Source organism: Clostridioides sp. ZZV15-6383 (genome assembly GCF_020657735.1).
Lineage (GTDB): Bacteria > Bacillota > Clostridia > Peptostreptococcales > Peptostreptococcaceae > Clostridioides > Clostridioides difficile_D.
Genome location: NZ_JAGWCV010000017.1, coordinates 38,365 through 60,913, shown reverse-complemented (window position 1 = coordinate 60,913; position 22,549 = coordinate 38,365). Strand labels below are relative to the sequence as shown.

Annotated in this window: 28 protein-coding genes; all 28 read left to right on the top strand. The window is 26.0% G+C overall.

What is annotated here, in order from left to right; translation table 11 throughout:
* The first annotated feature begins 79 nt into the window (after nt 1–79).
* The 28 genes from KGF42_RS08590 to KGF42_RS08455 all read left to right on the top strand — a co-directional run bounded on the left by KGF42_RS08590 (nt 80) and on the right by KGF42_RS08455 (nt 22,549).
* Nucleotides 80–727: a hypothetical protein gene (locus tag KGF42_RS08590; protein WP_227826132.1), complete on the top strand. Its 648-nt coding sequence runs from the start codon at nt 80–82 to the stop codon at nt 725–727.
* Between the two features lie 531 nt (nt 728–1,258).
* Nucleotides 1,259–1,603, top strand: coding sequence for a hypothetical protein (locus KGF42_RS08585; protein WP_227826131.1), 345 nt, complete (start codon nt 1,259–1,261; stop codon nt 1,601–1,603).
* A 293-nt stretch (nt 1,604–1,896) separates the two neighbouring features.
* Nucleotides 1,897–2,220, top strand: coding sequence for a hypothetical protein (locus KGF42_RS08580; protein WP_102815144.1), 324 nt, complete (start codon nt 1,897–1,899; stop codon nt 2,218–2,220).
* Nucleotides 2,221–2,285: 65 nt separating this feature from the next.
* Nucleotides 2,286–2,600, top strand: a complete 315-nt coding sequence (locus KGF42_RS08575) for a hypothetical protein (RefSeq protein WP_124983530.1) — start codon at nt 2,286–2,288, stop codon at nt 2,598–2,600.
* 8 nt (nt 2,601–2,608) lie between these two features.
* Entirely contained in the window at nt 2,609–3,157 is a 549-nt protein-coding gene (locus KGF42_RS08570; protein ID WP_227826130.1) for a prepilin peptidase, read from the top strand.
* A 16-nt stretch (nt 3,158–3,173) separates the two neighbouring features.
* Nucleotides 3,174–3,956, top strand: a complete 783-nt coding sequence (locus tag KGF42_RS08565; protein ID WP_227826129.1) for an RcpC/CpaB family pilus assembly protein — start codon at nt 3,174–3,176, stop codon at nt 3,954–3,956.
* An 11-nt stretch (nt 3,957–3,967) separates the two neighbouring features.
* Entirely contained in the window at nt 3,968–4,753 is a 786-nt protein-coding gene (locus KGF42_RS08560; RefSeq protein ID WP_124983528.1) for an AAA family ATPase, read from the top strand.
* Nucleotides 4,753–6,126, top strand: coding sequence for an ATPase, T2SS/T4P/T4SS family (locus KGF42_RS08555; protein ID WP_227826128.1), 1,374 nt, complete (start codon nt 4,753–4,755; stop codon nt 6,124–6,126). Before KGF42_RS08560 ends, KGF42_RS08555 begins: the two co-directional genes overlap by 1 nt.
* Nucleotides 6,127–6,139: 13 nt before the next feature.
* The gene (locus tag KGF42_RS08550) at nt 6,140–7,087 is read left to right on the top strand and encodes a hypothetical protein (protein WP_227826127.1); all 948 of its coding nucleotides are present in this window, start codon (nt 6,140–6,142) and stop codon (nt 7,085–7,087) included.
* Between the two features lie 11 nt (nt 7,088–7,098).
* Nucleotides 7,099–7,962, top strand: coding sequence for a secretion protein F (locus tag KGF42_RS08545; protein ID WP_135325861.1), 864 nt, complete (start codon nt 7,099–7,101; stop codon nt 7,960–7,962).
* Nucleotides 7,963–7,972: 10 nt separating this feature from the next.
* Nucleotides 7,973–8,389 carry a DUF4320 family protein gene (locus tag KGF42_RS08540; RefSeq protein ID WP_158221810.1) on the top strand — a complete coding sequence of 139 codons (417 nt, stop codon included), beginning with the start codon at nt 7,973–7,975 and terminating at the stop codon, nt 8,387–8,389.
* Nucleotides 8,380–8,925 (top strand): hypothetical protein, encoded by a 546-nt coding sequence (locus KGF42_RS08535; protein WP_021424716.1) that lies wholly within the window; start codon nt 8,380–8,382, stop codon nt 8,923–8,925. The genes KGF42_RS08540 and KGF42_RS08535 overlap by 10 nt, the downstream gene beginning before the upstream one ends.
* 87 nt (nt 8,926–9,012) lie before the next feature.
* A complete protein-coding gene (locus KGF42_RS08530) occupies nt 9,013–9,261 on the top strand; it encodes a MerR family transcriptional regulator (RefSeq protein ID WP_021424717.1) in 249 nt (82 codons plus the stop codon).
* Nucleotides 9,262–9,288: 27 nt separating this feature from the next.
* Nucleotides 9,289–9,810, top strand: a complete 522-nt coding sequence (locus tag KGF42_RS08525; protein WP_135325862.1) for a hypothetical protein — start codon at nt 9,289–9,291, stop codon at nt 9,808–9,810.
* 44 nt (nt 9,811–9,854) lie between these two features.
* Nucleotides 9,855–10,880, top strand: a complete 1,026-nt coding sequence (locus tag KGF42_RS08520; RefSeq protein ID WP_227826126.1) for a cell wall-binding repeat-containing protein — start codon at nt 9,855–9,857, stop codon at nt 10,878–10,880.
* Nucleotides 10,881–10,950: 70 nt separating this feature from the next.
* Nucleotides 10,951–12,747 carry a copper resistance protein NlpE gene (locus KGF42_RS08515; protein WP_227826125.1) on the top strand — a complete coding sequence of 599 codons (1,797 nt, stop codon included), beginning with the start codon at nt 10,951–10,953 and terminating at the stop codon, nt 12,745–12,747.
* Nucleotides 12,748–12,839: 92 nt separating this feature from the next.
* The gene (locus KGF42_RS08510) at nt 12,840–13,028 is read left to right on the top strand and encodes a hypothetical protein (RefSeq protein WP_135325865.1); all 189 of its coding nucleotides are present in this window, start codon (nt 12,840–12,842) and stop codon (nt 13,026–13,028) included.
* A 48-nt stretch (nt 13,029–13,076) separates the two neighbouring features.
* Entirely contained in the window at nt 13,077–13,241 is a 165-nt protein-coding gene (locus tag KGF42_RS08505) for a hypothetical protein (RefSeq protein WP_158221809.1), read from the top strand.
* 19 nt (nt 13,242–13,260) lie between these two features.
* The gene (locus KGF42_RS08500) at nt 13,261–13,542 is read left to right on the top strand and encodes a hypothetical protein (protein WP_135325866.1); all 282 of its coding nucleotides are present in this window, start codon (nt 13,261–13,263) and stop codon (nt 13,540–13,542) included.
* 178 nt (nt 13,543–13,720) lie between these two features.
* Nucleotides 13,721–14,362 (top strand): hypothetical protein, encoded by a 642-nt coding sequence (locus KGF42_RS08495; RefSeq protein WP_135325867.1) that lies wholly within the window; start codon nt 13,721–13,723, stop codon nt 14,360–14,362.
* Between the two features lie 26 nt (nt 14,363–14,388).
* Entirely contained in the window at nt 14,389–14,661 is a 273-nt protein-coding gene (locus tag KGF42_RS08490) for a hypothetical protein (RefSeq protein ID WP_021424726.1), read from the top strand.
* A 186-nt stretch (nt 14,662–14,847) separates the two neighbouring features.
* Nucleotides 14,848–15,030: a hypothetical protein gene (locus KGF42_RS08485; RefSeq protein ID WP_227826124.1), complete on the top strand. Its 183-nt coding sequence runs from the start codon at nt 14,848–14,850 to the stop codon at nt 15,028–15,030.
* Nucleotides 15,030–15,266, top strand: coding sequence for a hypothetical protein (locus KGF42_RS08480; protein ID WP_107594972.1), 237 nt, complete (start codon nt 15,030–15,032; stop codon nt 15,264–15,266). The genes KGF42_RS08485 and KGF42_RS08480 overlap by 1 nt, the downstream gene beginning before the upstream one ends.
* Before the next feature lie 168 nt (nt 15,267–15,434).
* A complete protein-coding gene (locus tag KGF42_RS08475; protein ID WP_227826123.1) occupies nt 15,435–17,624 on the top strand; it encodes a VirD4-like conjugal transfer protein, CD1115 family in 2,190 nt (729 codons plus the stop codon).
* 50 nt (nt 17,625–17,674) lie between these two features.
* Nucleotides 17,675–19,633 (top strand): pLS20_p028 family conjugation system transmembrane protein, encoded by a 1,959-nt coding sequence (locus KGF42_RS08470; protein ID WP_227826122.1) that lies wholly within the window; start codon nt 17,675–17,677, stop codon nt 19,631–19,633.
* Nucleotides 19,634–19,670: 37 nt separating this feature from the next.
* Nucleotides 19,671–19,952, top strand: coding sequence for a DUF5592 family protein (locus tag KGF42_RS08465; RefSeq protein WP_021424731.1), 282 nt, complete (start codon nt 19,671–19,673; stop codon nt 19,950–19,952).
* Nucleotides 19,953–19,988: 36 nt separating this feature from the next.
* Nucleotides 19,989–20,585: a hypothetical protein gene (locus KGF42_RS08460; RefSeq protein ID WP_066024777.1), complete on the top strand. Its 597-nt coding sequence runs from the start codon at nt 19,989–19,991 to the stop codon at nt 20,583–20,585.
* Nucleotides 20,586–20,608: 23 nt separating this feature from the next.
* Complete coding sequence (locus KGF42_RS08455) at nt 20,609–22,549, top strand: VirB4 family type IV secretion system protein (protein ID WP_021424733.1); 1,941 nt, start codon at nt 20,609–20,611, stop codon at nt 22,547–22,549.

Below are 22,549 nucleotides of genomic sequence, written 5' to 3'. Positions count from 1 at the left end.
TAAAAATGTCCCAAAATGTAACAAATGTAATAAAAATTAAATAACTCTATATTTATGTACTTTTTTAAGGAGGAGTAAGTTGAGAGAATTAGATAAAGAAAAAATAAGACATCTATATTTAAAAGGACATAATGCAAAAGAAATTTCAATTTTATTAAAAGTAAACTTTGAAAGTGTAAGAAAATGCATAAGTAGAAATTTTGCTCATTTGAAAGATATACATAAAAAGAATAGTGATTCTGCTGTAGATAAGGTAAAAGAACTATATTCAGAAGGGTATAATGCGAGGGAAATAGCAGATATTTTAAATAAAGAAGCAAATACAGTTAAATTATACATCTATAGAAATTGTGTGGATTTAAAAAATATACATAAAAAGAATAATGAAAAGGTAGTAGATATAGAAACAGTAAAAAGATTATATACAAAAGGATATAAAGCAAAAGAAATAGCAGACATTTTAAATAAAGAAGCAAATACAGTTAATTTATGCATCTATAGAAATTGTGTAGATTTAAAAAATATACATAAAGAAAATCGAATAATAAGAAAAGATACATTGAAATTATTAGACAGGCATAATAAGACTCATATAAGTGATAGTTCCTTTCTTAAATATAATAGACAAAGTTATGAAAATGATAGAAATGGTAATTTAAAGTTTAATGATAAAAGGGGTTTAAAACCATATGACATACCTAAAAAATATAAAAAAAAAATATATTGATATTTTTAGTATCTAATTAAAAAAGTCTCCAGGGGACTTAGAATGTGAGGGTAATATTATGATTAGAGGAGTTGTTTATTTATGCAAAGATGTTTATTGATATAATAATGAAATCTTTTTTTAAACTTATTTTCTTAGGAACACTTGGAGGGATAAATATATTTATTGTATTAAAATTTAAAGAGGCTATGTATAAGTAATTCCATAAAACTGAACCTGTATATGGAATTTATTAAATAGATTTTATATACAGGTTCAGTTTCAAATAAAATATTTTAGGAGACGGATAGTTGTCTCCTTCCCCCTCTTTTTTACAGAAAATAAGAATTTTCATATCTAATAAATTAATTAAACTTTAGTTAGGAGAGAACAATATCTTTTTAATTATACGATCTATTTTATTTTTATTTATATATGAGTAATACAAATTTTGCAATATTTTTAATATGGATTTTAGCTATAGTTTTAGTGTGTTTTGGCGACTTTGGTATCAAACATAAAAGTAAAGTAAAAATAAGTAGGGGCTGGAGAATGATTATCGTAAGTGTGATAACTTTATCTAGTATGCATTACTTTGATAAAAACTCAAGATATAATCCAGATTTTAATTTCAAAAAAGTTTATATTTGTAATGATAAAGTAAACAAATATGATATTGTAGATGATATTTTATTTTCATCTTCTTATAAAGAAATAGATGATGATAGGAATTATATAATATTTGTAAATGAAAAAAATAAAGTTATAAAATATACAGGATTAAATAAAAAGTATCAAATTTTAAATTCATCTTTAAGAATGTATTCAAAAAAAAATGCTATATTTAAATTTGAGAAATTAAGATATAAGGATAAAACAGTATATGAATTAAAATAGTATTTTTAAAATTTGAAGTTTATAAATTGAGGTAATTTTTTAGTTGATAAATTTTCTAAAAAAGGAGTCCCTTGGGGCTTCTTTTTTAGCTGTTTTAAAGATTATGAAAATAAATTGAAAGGAGTTGAAAATAATGCTTGTTGTTGTACCATTGTCTTTATTAATGATAATTTTTCTTTTAGTTATTAATGTGATTTCTGAATCAAATTTAGATACTTGTATGAGTGAAGAGGATTATTAGTAAAAGAAAGAATTAGTTTTAAGCAATAAGAAAAATATTTAGGAGGTTTTTTGTGAATAACAATATAGCAAGAAGTAAAACTAGGAAAATTGACATAGGATCATCAGGACTTATTTTAATAGGACTGAGTATTATGTTGTTTTTAATTGTTTGGATAATGGAACTAATGAATAATTACTTAGAATTTCATTATATAAATTATACAAAAGAAATTTTAATTTTATCGAACATTTTTAAACTTACTTTAATAAGTGGAATATTTCTTTTCATAGTTCAAGGACTGGGAAGTACAATAGATTACATAATGTATAAAAAAATTAGAGGTGGTTCAAAAAGAAAAAATAAATATGTCCCCTGGGGACTATTTTTAATTTGATTACAAAAAGTACTTTCTAGGGGTACTTTTTTTTATATAGATAAGATTAAAAAGGAGGAGAAATAATGAAAAATTTGTTATTAGGTACTAAAATGATAACTCAATCTAGTAATTTTATGTTAAAGATTAATCAAAAAATTACCAAATTAATTAATTTATTTATTTTAAGAGTACAATGTAAATTAAAAAAAACAATAGCTAAACAGAAAAAAATCTTATGTAATTCTAAAGGTGCTATTGAATTTACTCTTCAAAATATTCTAGTAGGGATAATACTTATTGTTGTAGCAGGATTATTGTTAAAGTTCATAGCAGGTTTTCTTAATGATGATATGTTCCCATCATTTAAATCTAAGATTATCAATATGTTTAGTATTTAGATTATAATATGAAATATTATATATTATCAAAGATAAGTATTTTACCAAATGATGAAAAAATGAGATTGAGTTTAAAAGGTTGGATTCTATTAATATTACTTGAAATAATATTGTCTGTTACAATATTTAATTTTTTTGAAGATATTACATTAATTATTAAATATTTTATTTATGTACAAATATTATTGTATACAAGTTATGTAGATTCTAAAACTAAAATTATACCTAATGAAATTCATATTTTAATATTCTTATTAGGTTTAATAAATATTGATTTTTACTCATCTGTACTAAATTTATTTGTTTTATCTGTACCATTTTTTATAGCTGCATATATAACAGGAGGTATAGGAGGAGGAGATATAAAATTCATGGCAAGTAATGGATTTTTTATTGGTTTTAAAGGTACTGAAACATTTAAATTTATTATAGGATGTTTGCTACTAGCGTTATTAATTAATCTTATAATGTTGATAGTTAATAAAAAAGCATTTAAAAAGCAAATTGCATTAGCACCTTATTTATCTATAGGGTGCTTTTTATCATGTCTAATATAATAAATGGAGGTAAAAAATGGATAGTATAAAAATGTTGTTTAGAAATAAAAAATTTATTGGTTTATTATCATTGATAATAGGTTGTTCTATAGCATTTATCTCACCTACTTATCAGAAAATAAAATCTCAAACGACTTTTGTAAGAGTATCAAAAACAATAAAGCGAGGAGAAAAAATAAATGATAGCCAAGTTAGAGAAATAAATACATCAGATTCAAAAAGTTTACCATCATCATTTTTGAAACAAAAAAAGGATGTAGTTGGTAAATATGCAATTGTAGATATGGAAAAGGATGACCTTGTTTTAAAATCAAAATTATCAATGCAACCTGTGGCTGAAAATGAGTATTTATATGGTTTAAATGGTGAAAAAAGAGCTATTTCTATAACAATAAAAGACTTTGCATCAGGTCTTTCTGGAAAACTACAAACAGGAGATATAATTTCCATAATAGCTACTGATTTTGGAGATGATAAAAAGACTATAGAACCACCAGAACTGAAATATGTAAGGGTTTTAGCAGTAACAAATGCTAAAGGAGCTGATAAAGAAAATGATGTTATAAAAAGTGATGAAAACGAAAATGAAAATGATTTGCCAACAACAATAACAGTTATGGCTAATGAAGAACAAACAAAATTATTAGCTAAATTGGAAGTTGAGAGTAAAATGCATATTTCTCTAATTTATAGAGGGACAGATTATTATGCAGACAAATTTATAGAGGAACAAGATAAAGCAATAAAATCACTTGTAACTAAAACTTTAGATGTAAAGACATCAAAAAATGAAGAGTAGGAGTGTGAAAAATGGCAAAGAAATTTATTGCTATATGGGGTAGCCCAAATAGTGGTAAAACAACATTAAGTATAAAGATTGCTAGAGAATTTTCTTTAAACAAAGAAAATGTCCTTATTATCTTTTGTGACTACTTATGTCCAGTAGTTAATACTGTTTTACCATATTCAAAAGAACATGATAAGTCTATAGGAAATGTTTTGTCTTCAATTTCTTTGGAAAGAGAAACTATATTTGAAAATCTTATTACAGTAGATAAGAATAAATATATAGCAACATTAGGATATAAACAGTCAGAAAATTTATATTCATATCCAGAATATTCAAGTGAAAGAGTAGTGACATTTTTTAATATGTTAAAAAAAATGGATTGTTTTGATTATGTTATTGTTGATTGTTCAAGTTATTTTTTAAATGATCAACTGACTACAATTGCACTAGAAATGGCTAGTGATGTCATTAGAACTATTACTCCAGATCCTAAATCAATATCATATTTTGATTCAAGTTTACATTTATTAATAGACCAAGCATTTGATATAAGTAAACATAGACCAGTTTTATCAAGTGTGAGAGAGTCAGATGCAATAAATGATATTGAAGAAGTTTATAATATCAAAAATAAAATATGTTATTTAGAAGAAGTAAGAGAACAATTTCTTTGTGGTGAATTATTTTCTGAATTAGTATCTAAAAGAAAAAAAATATATAATAATCAAATTAAAAATATAGTATCCCTAATATCTAATCAAGAATTAAAAGAAAAAAATAGATTTTTTAGGAAAGGAAAAAATTGATGGATTTTACATCAGAATTTAGAAATTCTAATTTAAACAAAAAAGTTATATCTTTGAAAAATAATTCTGATTTAGATTATAGGGAGTATCAAGATGTTTTAGAAGAAATTAGAGAATTTATAACTACAAAATATTCTGGTTTAATAAATAAAGATGATGGACAAAGAAAAGAACAATTAAGAGCTTATATATCAAAATATATAGATGATTATGGGATAATTGTAGAAGATAAGTCTAAAGAAGATTTAGTAAAAGAATTAATCTCTGCAACATCAGGATTTGATTTTTTAGATAAATATCTCTTTAATAGAAATGTAGAAGAAATAAATATAAATGGATGGGATTCAACAAGAATAACTTTTAGAGATGGACATAAAGAGTTTACAAAAGAAAAGTTTAGTAGTCCAGAACATGCAGTTAACGTAATACGAAAGTTACTTAGAAAATCTAATATAACTTTTGATAATTCTAAACCAACTGTAAGAGGACATTTATCAAAGAATATAAGAATTACAGCAGTTGGAATGGGATGTGTTGATTCTGATAGAGGGGTAGCAGTCTCAATCCGTATTATAAATCCACAAAATCTTACTATAGATGATTTTGTTAAAAAAGGTACTGGAACAAGACAAATGTTTGATACTCTTATTTTATGTTATAAATATGGCATTAGTGAATGTTTTGCAGGACCAACGAATAGTGGAAAGACAACAAGTCTAACTGGTGTACTTAGTGAAGCCGTTTCAAATGATGATCGAATTGTAACTATAGAAGAAGAAGTTAGAGAGTTTGATTTAGTTAAAAGAAAAAATGGAGAAGTAATAAATGAGGCGATTCATTTGGTAACAAAACATAGCGAAGATTCAAAACAAGATATAGACCAAGAAAAGTTGTTAGAAATATCTATGACTATGAATCCAGATTATTTTGTTATATCAGAAATGAAAGGTAGAGAAGCCTATGAAGCACAAAAAGCAGCAAATACAGGACATCCATTTATGACATCTTTACATACAAATTCTTGTCGAGATGGATATTCAAGGATAGTAGATTTATGTAAGTATAAATCTAATATGGATGATGAAACTTTATATAATAATGTGACTAAAGCTTTTCCAATTATGGTATTTCAAAAAAGATTAAAAGATTTCTCCAGAAAAATATTAGAGATAACAGAATGTGTTATAAATTTGGATGGAAAGAGAGAAATTAAAACGTTATTTGAATATAAGATAGAAAAACAAGTCAAAGTTAATGGACAACTTCAAATTAAGGGAAGATTTGAAAAGGTAAATAATATCTCAGATAATCTTATTAAAAGATTAATAGAAAATGGAATTACAGATGAAGAACTAGATAAAATATTAAATTAATAAGGGTGATGATATGGATTTGATAAGTTTAATTTCATTTATTGGAATTTCTGTAGGGATTTTAATAATGTGTGATGTATCACCAATAAAATTATATGAAGATATGATAAATTCTTTAACAAAAGATAAAGAAAAACATAATCTAAAAGATATAATTGCAATTGAAACAAAAAATAAGAAAGAAAAAGGATTAAAAAAAATAATCAAAGATGCTAAAAATATATTAGAGTCTACAAATAAGATTGGTGTATTTTCAACAATATGTATAATTTCTCTATTTTTATCAATAGTAGGTGTATTTTTGTCAGTTTCAATAAATAATAACTTTTTAATACCAGTATTAATGATTGGCTTTTTAATTCTTCCATTTGAATATGTAAAATTTGCTTTTATTTTATATAAGAAAAAAGTTGATATAGAACTTAGTGTAGCTTTATCAATGATAACAACTTCATATATGAGAAATAGTGATATAATAAATTCAATAGAAGAAAGTGTTAACAATACAGGTTTGCATATAAGAAAAGAATTTGAATGTTTTTTAAATGAAGTAAATAATGTAAATTCAAGTGTTGAATTAGCTCTGAAAAATTTAAAATCAAAGTTTGATAATGATGTTTTTGAAGAATGGATAACGAGAGTAATTGCTTGTCAATCCAATCAAAATTTAAAAGCTCCATTATCATCTACTATAGAGAGATTTGCATCAGTAGAAGTATTAAATAAGAAGAAACAAAGTAAAATACTTAATCGTACATTTTTGTTTATTATTATTAATGTCTTAATATATTTTATAATGCTTTTCTTGAAATTTATAAATGAAGATTGGGCAAATATATTATATTTTACATCCATAGGTAAACTTTTATTTACTTTAGTTGTTTTTACAACTTTTTTGGGTGTTTTAAAATTATTTAAACTATATGAGCCATCAAATTATAAAGATATTATCAAGAAATAGGAGGTGATATTTTGATATTCATTATTATAATACTAATTTCTTTTGGAGTTTATAAAATATTAGAAGGAAGTTTAAAATTGCCAAATAGAATTTATTCTAAAGCGTTATCACAAGTATTAAAAATTAACAGAAAAAATCAATCTTTGGATGATTTTGTTCGTGATTGTGCTATAAAACTATCTAAATTTATAAAGCTTAATAATTATAGAAGAGAGATGATGAAATCTACACTAAAATCAGCAAATATAAAATTATCTCCTGAATCATACATAGCCAGTTCAATTATAAAAGCTTTAATTATATTTTTAGTATCTATTATACCAATAGCTATGATTTTTCCAAAATTGAAAGCACTGTGTTTTATATTATCTATATATTATTTTTATACTGAAATAACGAAAGCAAATAGAATTATTAAAACTAAAAAAATGATAATAGAATATGAATTACCAGAGTTTGTATACTCAATTACACAAGAATTAAAATGTAGTAGAGATGTTGTAAGTATAATAAAAAATTATAAAGAAAGTGCGAATGAAGAGTTCAGACAAGAATTAGAGATAACATTAGCTGATATGACTTCTGGAAGCTATATAGAGGCACTTAGAAGATTTGATTCTAGGATTGGTATTCAATCTTTAACAGAGATTGTTAGAGGGTTAATAGGTGTCATAACAGGAAATGATGAGGTAGTATATTTTCAAACACTAGGATATAAATTGGAAAAATTCAGATACCAGAAACTAGAGGAATTAATAGAAAAAGAAGCAAAAGAGTTCGATAAATATATTGGATATATGGGATTAAGTTTCTTTATATGTATATTTGGAGTATTAGGAATAAATTTAGTTGATTCACTAAAAACTATGTTCTAGGAGGATGAAGATGAAGAATGTATTGAAAAATAATCATGGTTTTTGGGATTTGGCATTAGGAACTCCTATTATTTTATTTATAATATTTCTTATTATTGCATTTGCCATTAATGCATTACCTGTATTTACTACTAAATATCAGTTAGACCAATTTTCAAGTTCTCTCATGAGAGAAGCAGAATTGACAGGTGAGATTAATGAGAATATAGATAAAAGGGTACAAACATTAAAAGAACAAACAGGTGTTGAACCAGATGAAATAAAATGGGATACAACATATATAAATGGAACACATAAGATTCAGATAAATGAAGAAATAAAGCTGACATTAAAAAAGACCGTTGACATTGGCTTCTTTGAGTTTGGTTCTATACCAATAGATATTCCTTCCAAAGCAACAGGAAGGAGTGAGCAATATTGGAAGTAAAACAAATATTAAAAAATAAAGATGGGAACTCATTTATAATTGGTTTAGCAACTGTTCTAATAATTATAATATTGTTTGTTGCCATTTGTGAATATATGAGAAATCCACTTCTTCTAAAAAGTGTAAGAGATGGTTTTCAACGATCAATAACATCAATTACAATAGAAAACTATGATGAATTATATCCATTTTTGAGACGTTCTTATGGAACGGCTTATAAATTGGGAAAAAATGATACATGGGAAGTAAATATTGATAAAGGGAATATAGAAGAGAGCTTGAAGAAAGAGCTTGGTCTTAAAAAAGAAGGAAATAAATATATAAAGCCTAAAGGTGATGGAGCTGAATATGAGATTAAGGATATAAATTTAGAAATTATAAATAGAGAAATTAATCCAAAAGACATTAGCAAAGCTGAAAAATTTACTGTTAAAGGTACTTTAAGTGTAAAGATTTATTCATCTTTTGGTTTTGAGAAAGTAAAACCCTTGGAAACTAAAATACAGGTATATAGTGCATGTTCTACTAAATTTTAATTGGAAAAAAGATGAAAAAAATACTATTATATAATGAAAAAATATGAAAAATATGATATAATATACTTATAGAAGGAAGTGAGTATATTGAATTATAAACCTGAAGAATTTGCTAATATAATAGGTGTAACAGTTAGAACACTTAAAAACTGGGATAAAAGCGGAAAATTAAAGGCTTTTAGAACAGTAACAAATAGGATGTATTATACTGAGGAACATTATATAAAATTCATGGGAAAAAATGAAAAGTATATAATAGCTTTTAATTGTAAGTCAGAGGAAAAAAGACAAAGTATAAGAGACTATGCTAGATTTATTGGATGCGAGGAAATTTAATAAAATTCTTTAGAGAGGATTTTCAGTATGAAAAAACTAAATAAAAATAAATATATAATAATTATTTTCTCTATAATTATTGTATTAATGCTTAGTGTAGGTTTTTTTTTATCTTTAAAAAAACCAGGAGAGAAAATTCAAATAACTAAAAATGAAAATAAAGGAAAAGAACAAATTATTAATGTTAAAAAAGATGATTATATAGAGATTCCAACTGTAGATATATCAAACGGAAGTACAAAAATAAATGAACCTAAAAAAAATTTAAAAAATACTGTTAATAAGAAAAATAATACTGATGGTCAAATAAACAATACTTCAAAAGGAAAAGAAGGTACAAAGGAAGAGATACAAAAGAAAACAAGACCAATAAAAAGACCAAGTGATGCAAAAGATGAAGTGATACATAATTCTAATAATCAAGGGTCTGATGATATTAGTGAAAATGAAGAAAGTAATAATAAGGAAGAAACATTGAATCCAGGTAATATACAAGAAGAAGTTAAAATGGAAGGTGAATGGGGAAATATAATAGCAAATATGAGATAGTTTAATATATAATAAAGTTAAGTTATTTATGAGGGGGAAAATTTATGAAAATTATGAAAAGAATATTATCATTAGGGTTGACTGTAACATTTTTAGTTGGTAGTAGTACATTAGTTTCAAATGCAATGCAACTTAAAGATATTGATAAAATAGTTGGAAAAAACAGATATGAAACAGCAGGTCTTATTGCAGATAAACAGAAATATACTACTGCTATAATTGTAAATTCAGATAAAAGTATTGCTGATGGACTTAGTGCAAGTGGTTTAGCTGGAAGTGAAAATGCACCAATTCTATTAACTCAAAAGGATAATGTTCCAAATGAAACACTTGAAAGACTTAACACAGTGACTAAACTGTACATAATTGGTGGGGCAGATTCTATTAGTACAGATGTAGAACAAATGCTAACTATGAGAAGAATGGAAGTTAAAAGAATTAGTGGAAAAGATAGAATAGAAACAAGTTATAATGTGGCAAAAGCAATAGATTCTATAAATAAGGTGAAAAATGTAATATTTACTAATGCCTATAAAGGAGAAGCAGATTCAATGAGTGTTGCATCTGTAGCAGTAAGAGATAAAACTCCAATTATACTTACTGATGGAAATAATATTCCATTTAATACAGAAGGATTAAAGACCTATGTAATTGGTGGAAAATCTAGTATGAGTGATAATTTAGTAAGCAAGACAAAATCAGTAAGAATAAGTGGTATAGATAGATTTAAGACAAATAAAGAAGTAATATCATATTTCTATAAAGACGTGAAAGAGTGTTATATAACAAAAGCATATACATTAATTGATGCATTAACAGGTTCTACAATTGCAAAAAATAAACCAATAGTATTAGCTGATGAAGTTAGTGATAAAAGTGTGTTAAAAGGAATGAATAAGTTTGATGTAATTGGTGGTGTAAACAATACTACAATTAATAGATGTTTAAATGTTTTAAATGGAGAAGAAGAAAAGAATAACCCACAATCTTCTGATGATAATAAAACAGGAAATATACAAGATGAAATAGAAATGGAAGGTGAATGGGGAAATATAGTAGCAGATATGTAATTTAAGATAAAGTTTTAAAGAGTGTAAATTTTTACACTCTTTTTTAGTTTTGATTTAAGGAGTGAAAATATTGAAAAAAATAATAACTTTTTTATGTATTTTTCTTATAATGCCAATTCTCGTATTTGGAGATGGGAATGGGAATGTAGATACTGGTGGAGGTAATATGGGAGGTGTTGTTAAAGGATATAAATGGACTCCTGGTGAAGAAGGTGTTAGAGTAACTGTTATAAAAGATGAAACTAAACAACCAGTAACGACACCTATAGATTTCACAAATGTAAAAAATCCAAATGTAAAATATCATTTTGGAAAAGTATCTAAAATATCATATAAAAATGGAACTAAGTTAACACGATATAATACAGCTACTAAAGGGTATGTAAGTAAAAGACCAAGTAGTGGTAATATTCCCATAATAATTAAAAGTAATAATCGTAAACCAGACATGAAAAAAATAAAAGCTTATTTTTGTGATAAGGTATTTATACAAACACTGGTTAAATTAACTGGCATGAACTATGAAGAATTAATTGGTGGAGAATACAAACTTTTAATAGAGCCAATTGGATATTGTACAATAAAAGGTGAAAGATATGCACTTACAGCACATGAAGCAGCACTATATGATGAACAATTAAAAGGTACTTTAAGGTCAAAAATGCCTTCCTTTACTCATAAAAATCTACCTTTTGCTTTATTTTTAGAAAATGCAGACTTAGGTTTTCCTGCTTGGAAGGGAACTACTAACAATAAGCAATTGAACTCTACTATAAAAGATAAACTAGGCTTAGGTATAATTTACTTTGGAAATGAAAGTGAAGAAGAAAAACCACCAGATATTGATATAAAACCAGACCCTACACCTACACCACCTAAACCAAATGAAGATGAAGGAAATACAGATACAAAAGAGTATGAATACAGAACTGATACAGATGTTATATCATCTATATTAATTAGTGGTAGAAATAGAACTCCAGATCATCCTGTGAATGTAAGTTTTAAAATAAAAGATAAAACATATACAATGAAAGACATTTACTTACCGAAAGAAGGTGGAGAACAATATGCATGGGTAAAGTGGCATACACCGAAAACAGCAGAAAAAATAATTATTACTGTTTCATCAAATGCAACAAGTGAAACGTCTAAAATTATTGCTAATGTAAGTAACTTGGAAGAAAAAACTCCACCAGATCCAAAGGCTAAAGATAAAGCAGAGTCAAAGTATACTGATAATAATGGTAAATTTAAAATACCAAATCTACCAGATGATAAGGGAAAAACAACTTCAACTTATGGAGAATGGGATTGTTATTGGGTTGCTCATTGGGTATATTATTCAGATGGAGAAGGTGGTGGAGAATGGGTTGACGAGGGCTGGTGGGAATGGAAATGGATACCATACACTGTAAATTTAAGTGCTATTATGAATATAAAAGCAGATTCCAAAACTCTTACAGCAAAATCAGATGGTAAAGAAATAAAATCAGGTTATGGCATAAATCTTAAAGTTGATGCGAATGTATCATATAATGCTCCAGAAGGGAGTGTTACAGGTGCACAAAATGTAGTTACATATTATCCGGAATTTTATTATAAAGAGTACAATAGGGTATTACAAAGCATTAAAAAAGGATATAGTTCTAGCTTTGAATTAAAAAATAATAAGTACTGTCCTTTTAATGATAAAGTACATTTTACTACTTTATGGTTTACTGATGGTAAATATGTTCCATATGGTAATGTTATGGATGTATGGACACCAGAAGGCATGTTGAGTTTAAATGTAAATGACTTTATTAATATAAAAGGTAATTTATATCAAGATTATCATTTTGGTCCGATAAAAAATATTTCATAGATTAAGAGGTAAATTTGAACAATTATGTTGATTTAAAAAGGTGTCCCTTGGGGGCACTTTTTTAGTGTACAAATATTGGAGTGATACAATAAATGAAATATACTGGTAAAAGATATTTTTATATAGAGAAAAAAGATATTGAAGATAAAATAGATTACATTACTAAATCTAAAGAAAAATTAAAAAAACAATTCAATTTAAATGATGAAGATATATTAAAGATATTAGAATCTTTGCAAATAAAACTAGAAAAAATTAATAAGAAAATTTCAAAAATGTAATACTTTTATGAAAAAGTCCCCTGGGGGCTTTTAGAGGGAGAGAACACTATGATAAATAATATTGAAAAAGTTGTTTCATTAGGTATGATTCAGTTTGTAACTATATTATTGCTAATAGGTTACTATTTTGGAGGATTAAAATATACTTTAATACTAGGGATTTTTATAATGTTTTTATTAGGCATAACTATTATCAAAACAAGTCTGAATTAAAACATTAGAAAGGATAATTATGAATGGAGATAAAAATATAAAATTTACAAAAGTTGATGAGAAGAGGCTGGAAAAAAGAAAAAAACAAAAAGAGATACAAAAAGGAATTTATCTTATGGGTGAATATGAAGAAGGAAAAGTAAGAGTAAGTACAAATCTACCAATTTCTGTTGCTGATGCACTTATATATTATACGAAAACAGAATCGGCAAAAGAAAATTCTAGGTCTGAACTTTTAGAAAATATTATCCTAGATTGGACAAAAGAAAACCTATCAGAAGAATTATTAAAAGAAGGGTGACCATAGATGATTGATATAGAATCAGTGTTTGTAGATTTAGTCAGTAGAGGAAGAAAATGGAGTGTAGGCTTATATAGAACCTGAAACATATGAAAGAATAATTAATGAAGAATCGGATAAAGAAGTAAATGTAAGTGAGTGCTAAAAGTATTAAATAATAAATAAAGGAGAAATTGACATGAGATATATTTCTATGAATAAAAATGGGAAAAAAGAATCTGGTAAATTGATCTCTGTTATGAGTGACAAGGATTGCAATAAAGTTGAAATTATGCTATCAGTGATGGATGAATTATCAAGAGATAATACTATTTTATACTTATCAGAAAAAGACATATGTGAAGAAACTATTTTTATAAATTATGATTATGAAAAACTGGAGTTTCAAGTAAGTATTAAAGATAATTTTTATGGTTATAGTTTATTATCGTTTTACAGACTAGAAGATATGTTAAGGTATGTAATAAAATCAATTGATAATATTGATATTATTTTTATAGATGGAACTAGCTTTAGTATTAAAGTTAATTATAAAAAATTAAAAGATTTGGCAGAAGAAACAGGTGTAACAATCATTCTTTTAGTAGAAAAAGAGACGATTGAACTTTTGAATACATTGAAATTTAGAAAACATATAAAAGATATTGATGAAAGTCTTATTTTATATATTGATAGATATAAAGAGATACCAGAAGGTTATTTCTATAAAGTAAGTGGAGATGAATTTAAATCTGTTCAAATAAATACGCCTACATGGATAGAAGATGTACTAAAAATAACAGGTCTTGGATATAAGTATGTAAAAGTAGCAAATTTTTAAAGTAAAAAAGAGAAGGGGTTGATTATATGATTATTAACTCAATTATATTTTTATTATATCTATTTTCCATTTGTATTTATTTAATAGGTATTTATTCTATTAGTCTAAAAATAAAAAGCAATAAAGAAAATTATGAATTACTAAAACAATGTAAAAAACATTATATATATATATTAAGAGAAATGGCAATAGGAGCTATACCAATAGTAAATTTTTTAATAGGAGTTATGTTAATAAAAATAAGTATAAAAATGGATGATTATGAAATTAAAAAAGTTATTGAAAATAGAAAAAAATAAAAAGGTTTATAAATAATGAAAAAAAGAAGTCCCCTGGGGGCTTTTTTTATTGGAAAAATTTAAAGGGAGGTGTTTGCAAATGTTTTGTAATAGTGTTTAGTTACAATTAAAAAAGTGAAATTCATTATATCAAAAGAAGTCCCCTGGGGACTTTTTTATTATGTCATTAAAAAGGAGTGATAAATATTGGCTAAATCAAAGATAGATGAAAGAAAAAAGTTAGTAGAACAGATTCTTTTATTAAAAGGAAAAAGTTATGATGAGTGGCTAAATGAAGCCCACAATAATTTTATCATGCATAATGTTAATTTGTTAAGTAGTGGATTAGATAAATTAAATCAAGAAAATAGAAATGGAGGGGATTTGTAATGGGTGTTATTGATTCTCTATGTAATCTTGGCTTAGAAGTTGTTACATGGCTTCAGAGAATGGGATTTCCTGCTTGTGCAATTGCTCTTGCGATAGGTGGAATAATTCAAATTTTTGGAGGACCTAAAGGTATTGATAAATCTAAAGGATGGTATGTAGGGGCTGGTACAGGATTCTTATTTGTATTAGGTGCTAAAGCATTTGCAGAGTTCTTACAAGGTCGTATAACATTTTGATGCAGTATTCATTTTTTTAAATTCTACTTATAAATACGTAAAATTTTTAATTTTCAAACTATAAAAGTGCTCTTTATGAGCACTTTCTATATATGCAAGTTAAACGAAATCAGTAGGTGCAATTCCTACAACTTGCCAATTATTAAAATTATAGAAAGGAGTAATAAGTTGGAACTTATAAAAGACTTAATTAATTCATTTTTTGAGACTAGAAATGCAGAGTTTAAGTTTGCAAAGAAACTTGTGAATAAAGAATATTTAACAAAAATAGGCTTATTTATATTTATAATAATAACTATTTTTCTAAATACAGTATTAGAATCAATATCATCATTGACTCAAATTTTCAATGGAGGGGAATTTAATTTATGGAGAATATTTATTCCAAGATTTTTGACCTGTTTTCCAGTATACATAATAGTTTACTTTATATTCTTAGTAGCATATTTAAAGGTAATAGCGAATATAAAAACCTCTTATGCAGAATTTGAAGAAGGTCAAAAAGGAACAGTAAGATTTGCAACCAATCAAGAGATACATGAACAATATAAAGCAGTTCCAGAAAAAGATGAATTGTATGAAGGCAAGGGTGGTATTCCTATTTCAAGGAATCCAGAGACAAAAGAAATATATGTTGATGATAGTTCTGTAAATAATTTAATAATAGGTACAACTAGAAGTGGTAAAGGTGAAACGTATGTTGTACCAACTATAGATATTTTTTCTAGGGCAAAAGAAAAACCATCATTGGTTATAAATGATCCAAAAGGTGAGTTAATTGCAATGTGTGGCGATACACTTAAAGATAGAGGATATGAGGTTTTAATGCTTAATCTATTAGACCCATTAAATTCTTCATCATATAATCCTCTTCAATTGGTTTTAGAGTCCTATAAAGGTGGAAGAATTGATGAAGCACAATTAATATGCAAGACCTTGACTTACACATTATATCATAATCCAAACTCGAAAGACCCAATTTGGGAAAATTCTGCATCAGCTCTAGTTAATGCAATGATACTAGCAATATGTGATGAATGTATAGAAAAGGGTGAAGAACATAAAATTACTATGTATACAGTTGCGAATATGCTTTCAACATTGGGTTCTCAAAATAGAAAAGATTATCAAGGTAATAATATAAATGCTTTAGATGAATATTTTAAAAAACTACCAAATAACTCAGCTGCTAAATTACAATATGCAACAAGTAGGTTTGCAGAAGGTAATACTAGAGCGAGTATATTTACAACAGCTATGAGTGAATTACAACTTTTTACTATGGATAAGATGGCAAAGTTGACATCTAAAAATACAATTGATTTGAAAGGTGTAGGATTTAAGAATCTTCTAGCAAAAGAACATAAACCAAAAGCAATATTCATGGTAACTCCAGATTATGATTCTAGTAATCATAAAATAGCAAGTCTTTTTATAAGACAACTATATTATGTACTAGCAAAAAATGCATCTTTAAGCAAAAATGGAAAATGCGAGATAGGAGTTGAGTTTATATTAGATGAATTTGGGAATATGCCACCAATTGAGTCTTTTGCAAATATAATAACAGTGTGCTTAGGTAGAAATATTAGATTTAGTTTAATAGTACAAGCATATTCACAATTAGAAAAAATATATGGAAAGGATATGAATACAATAGTTGCGAATTGTGGTAATCAAATATATTTACTTACAAATGATGACACTACAGCAGAAAAGTTTTCAAAGTTAGTTGGAGAGAAAACAGTAATAACACGTTCAAGGTCAGGAAAGGTACTTTCTTTATCTAAAAGTCAAACTGAAAACTTAGATACAAGAAGGTTATTGAAGGCAGATGAATTAACCAAACTACAAGAAGGAGAAACCGTAGTTGTAAGGGTTATAAAACGTAGAGATTTAAAAGGAAGAAAAATAATTTCATATCCAATATATAATCGGGTAGGGGATGAAAGAGCATTTAGATATAGATATGAATATCTTAATGATGATTTTGGAAATAAGAAATCATTCTGTGATATTCAAGTTAATACTGTACATAAAGATGTGAATTTAGAAGAGTTAAGTTTATTTCATGAAAAGACAAAAGAAGAGGTGAAAAGAGAAATAGAAGAACGAATAGAGTCAATAATGAAAACTAAAATAAATCCATTATCATATGAAAATGAAAAAATAGATACAGAAAATCAAAAAATATCAGAGTATCAAAAAAATATTATTTTAAAAATAGGTAATAAAATTTTAAGTTGTGATGATATTAAAGAATTGGAAAAGTTATCATCAAAAGAAGATATATTTGATTATTTAAAAGATATAGGAAGGGAAGATTTTATTGAAACAATTAAGAAAGTATTAAATTAGATATTTGCTTATGTAAGAAATAAATTTAGCCAAAGAAAGGAGTGTTTTTTTTGGGAGAAAGTGAAATGATAGATATATTATCCAAATATGATTCTATAATAGTAATTAAAGAGTTTATAGGAGGAGCATTTAGAGCAGTTGGATGGTACTTAATAAAATTTTTAGTTATGATATCTAATTCCGTTGAAGGTGTAGTTGATAAAGTATACACTTTGAACGGATTTTTTAATAGCCCTGAAATTAATGAGTTAATAAAAATGTTTAAGCCAGTTATATTCGTTATTTTTATGGTGTCACTTGGTTATTTAGGATTCCAATTAATGCTTAATAGAAAATTTAAGTTAGAAGGTTTAACTACTAATATAGCACTTGCAGTAGTAGTTGTAGTTGCGTTACCTACATTTATGTTACAAGTAGCAAAAATAACTGATACAGCAATATCAGCAGTAAATAGTAAATATGAAACAACGGCTAATAAGGTTATTAAAGAAAACTTGACAGATATATATTTATTTGAAGCAAATAATTTCAATAAGTCTACTAAAAATAATATACCTGAAAGTGCAGTCATGAATGTAAATGTTTTAGATGAATTAGATACTTCAAAGGTGAAAAATAAAGATTTATTTTCAAAGAAAATTGGTTTTGATGAAAATAGTAAAAAAATGTTGGTAGATTTAAGTGATGGTTTTTTTGGTATGGGTGGAGAATCTTATTATAGATGGCACTTAGACTACTTTAATGTAATAGTAACCTTAACATGTATTATTGTAGTCATAGTGCTTTCATCAATAAGGATAGCAAAAATAATAGCTGAAATAGGAATTAAAAGAATATTTGCAACACTATACTCTTTTGCAGATATAAGTACAGGTCAAGGATTAAAGACTATTGTAAAAGATTTATTTTCATCTTTTGCTATATTATTTTCAATATCTTTATTAATAAAAATATATCTATTACTTAGTTCATATGCATCTTCAAAAGTAGATGGAATAGCAGAATTAATAGTTTTAATTGGTGGAGCATCAGCAGTTATTTCTGGACCAGATATTGTTGAAAGAATTTTTGGAATAAATTCTGGAGTGAGTACTGGAAATGTTATATCTTCAATATATCATGGTGGAGAAATGGTAAAAGGTGGTTTCTCAGCAATTAGAGATATGACAAGTAAGGTTGCAATGGGTGGAGCTACTGTAGCATCTGGTATGAGTGGTTTTATTGATGGATTTAGAACAGGAAGCAATAGTTTAAATGGAGATGATAAAATTAGTAAAATTGATAAAATGCCTAGTGCTAATTCAGATTTAAGTTTGAATGATAAATCCAATAGACCTATAGATGAAGAAGAGAGAAAGCCAAAAGATGAAAAGGAATCTAATAAAGATAATTCTTCAATAAAGAAACCAGATAATCAAGAAAAGCAAGATAAGCAAATTCCAAATAAATTAAAAGATGAAAATATGAGAAATAAACTAGATGATGATACAGATTCTCCTTTAGGAAATATTAGAGACAAAATAGAAAATAAAGGTGACAATAAATCAATAGACGACTTAAACAATAAGAATAAGAATGATAGTATTGATAAAATGCCTAATATTGATAAAATACCTAAAGTGGAAAATAAATCTGACAAAGATAATAATATAAATAGAAATCCTGTTAAAGAGCCTATGAAAAAGGATGATATAAATAGAACATCAACACAAGGTCTTGATAGGAATAATAATATTAGAACAGGTATGAATAGGAATGGAGAAAATTTCAATAGTAAAAGTGAAGGAGTAAATACTCCAAATAACAATCTAAGAAATAGTAAAGATGATATTGTACCTAAAGTTGATTCTCCTAAAATAGCAGATAGAGGAAATGAATCATATGTAGATAAGATTGAGGAAAAAATAAGTCCACTATCACAAAAAGTGTCTCAGCATTATCAATTAGGTAAAAACACAGGAGCAAAATTTAGAGATAGTATAAATAAGAAAATGGGTTCTAAAAAATAATAAAGAACAATTAATATAATTTAGAAAGGATGTTTTTATGTATAATATTCCAAATGAAATTTCTTCAGAAACTAAAATATTTAAATCAATATATGTTACTGACTTATTAATTATTCTGTTAGCCTTGTTCTTTGCATGGATAACAAGTTCAATTGTTTATCCAACTTTAATACTTGCATATTATATATATACATTAGTGGTAGCAATATTTTTAGTTGCAAAAAGTCCGATAAATCCAGGAATGAGAAACTTTATGTCAATATATTTATTGATTACTAGAGATAGAAAAACGTATCATTCTATAGATTGGGATGAATAAAGTAATTTTGAGAATTTAATATTGAAAGGAGTTATTATGCTTAGAAAAAAGTATATAAGTGAATTAAGTAAAGAAGAAAAAAAGTTGGAAAAGCAAGAAAAAAAAGAGTTGAAAAAGATAAATAAAAAAATTGATAAAGATATAACAGAATTACTTCCTTTTTTAGATGTAACAGAAAATGAAGCCTTTGAAACTAAAGATGGGGTTATGGATATGTTTCAAATATCATCTTGTGATATATATACATTAAATAAAGAAGAAATAAATGCACATATTTCCACCTTTGCAACGTTTTTAAGAACATATCAAGATGATATAAAAATTATATCAATGAATTTTCCAGTAAATACATTTATTCAACAACAGTATTTTAAAAGAGTTATAGAAAGAACCACTAATCCTACACATTTACATTTTTTAAAAATAAAATTAGATCAACTTGAACGTATAGAATTTAATAGGGAAAATAAAGAATTTTATATTTTTATATATGCAAATAATGAAGATGAAATGGATGATAAAATTAATTTGATATTTAGATTATCGGCTGGGAAATTCAAATTTAGTAAAATTGATTTAGATAAAAAAATAAAAATACTTTTTAAATTATCCAATCAAAATACAAAAATATAGAGAGATATAAAGGGAGATTTAGTATGAATAAACTAATAAAAATTAATAAATTTAATAAAAAAGAGTACAACCCATATCTTTTGAGAGAAATTCAGCCACAAGGAGGAATTAGATTTTCTACAAGAATTATAGAAAAAGGTGATGGTTTTGAGACCTGTTTACATGTTTATGGTTACCCAAAACAAAATGATACCTTTTGGTTAGAAAAACTTTTTAGTTTTAGAAACGTTATAACTACACTAGATGTAAAAACAGAAAAAAAAGAAAAAACCTTAAATCAAATGAATAAATCTTTGGCTGAGTATAATCATAGATTTTATGAAGATCGTGATATAGTAAGCAAAATACAAGCAAAAGGTTCTTATGATACTTTATATGGCTTAGTAGAGGATATTACGAATTTTGGGGAAGTAATGAAGTCAATACATGTAAGATACTATATATCTGATAAAACAATAGAAGGTGTTGAAAATAGAATTGCTGAAATATCAAAAGAATTAGAAGGTATAGGATTTAAAACAGCTATTTGTTTAAGTGAACAAACAGAAGAGTGGATGTCCTTATTTTGTAAATATGAGAAACAACAAAGTTTTAGGTATAAAAGAAAAGGAAAACCACTTCAAGCTCTTGCTCTTGCAGGTGGGTATCCTTTTCGATTTACTAGTTTAAATGATAAAACTGGTTGTTATCTTGGACAGACTTTTACTGGTGGTGATATAATTTTTGATCCCTTTACTAATGATGGAAGGAAAAGAATATTCTATAATTCTGTGATTGTAGGTCTTATGGGACAAGGTAAATCAACATTATTAAAAGAACTTTCACACAATAATACAATTGTTGGTAATACAACAAGAATTATTGATGTTACTGGAGAATTTGAGGCATTAGTTAAGGCTGAAGGAGGAAAGACAGTATCTTTAGATGGTACTGATGGAATAATAAACCCACTAGAAGTTTTTGCTACAATAACAGATAAGCATACTTATAAAGTAAATAATGAAATGTCTTTCACTACTCATCTTGATAAAGTTAGTACAATATATAAATTTTTAGTGCCAGAATGTTCAGCAAGTGAACAAAGAGAGTTTGAAAAATTACTTAGTGAATTTTATGTTTATCATGGAATCGAAAAGGAAAAATCAACTGAGTATGAAACAGAAAAGTATCCAATTGTTGAAGATTTGTTACATTATGTTGAAAAGCAGATGTATGATGATGTAGCCAATAAAATTCCTAAAAAAAATATTACATTAAATAGGCAAGAAAAACTTGAAAATATAATATTAAATTTAGAGAGTATAGTTAGAGATTATGGAAAATTATTTAATGGACATTCCTCTATTGCAGATATTACTAATGAACAAGTAGTATCTTTTGAACTTAGAAACTTAACACAGTTTGATGAAAGAATATTTAATGCACAAATTTTTAGTGTTTTAAATCTTCTTTGGAATGAAGCATTAGTTCAAGGAAGAAGAGAGAAAGATAAGTTTGATAAAAATAATAAAGACCAAACAAAAACTTTTGCTTCATCAATAGAAGAAGCAAAAAAATTCTTTTTACTTATAGATGAAGCACATAGAATTATAAATTCAAATAATATAAAGGCTGTAAAATTTTTAACTGATTTTGAAAGAGAAGCAAGAAAGTATTTTGCAGGTATAATATTTGCATCTCAGAATATAAAGGATTTTGTTCCAGAAGACGTAACAGGAGAAGTATTTCAAGAAATTAAAAAACTATTTGCCCTTACACAGTATAAGTTTATTATGCGTCAAGATCATAGTGATAAAGAAGTTTTTAATAAGGTATTTGAAGGTCAACTATCAGAAAGTGAATTAGCACAGATAGCAAACTTATCTAAGAGAGAATGTTTGTTGTCTATTTCTGGTCAAGAAAATATTTTCTTTGAAATCGACATTAGTAAATATGAATTAGATTTATTTGCAGGAGGTGCTTAG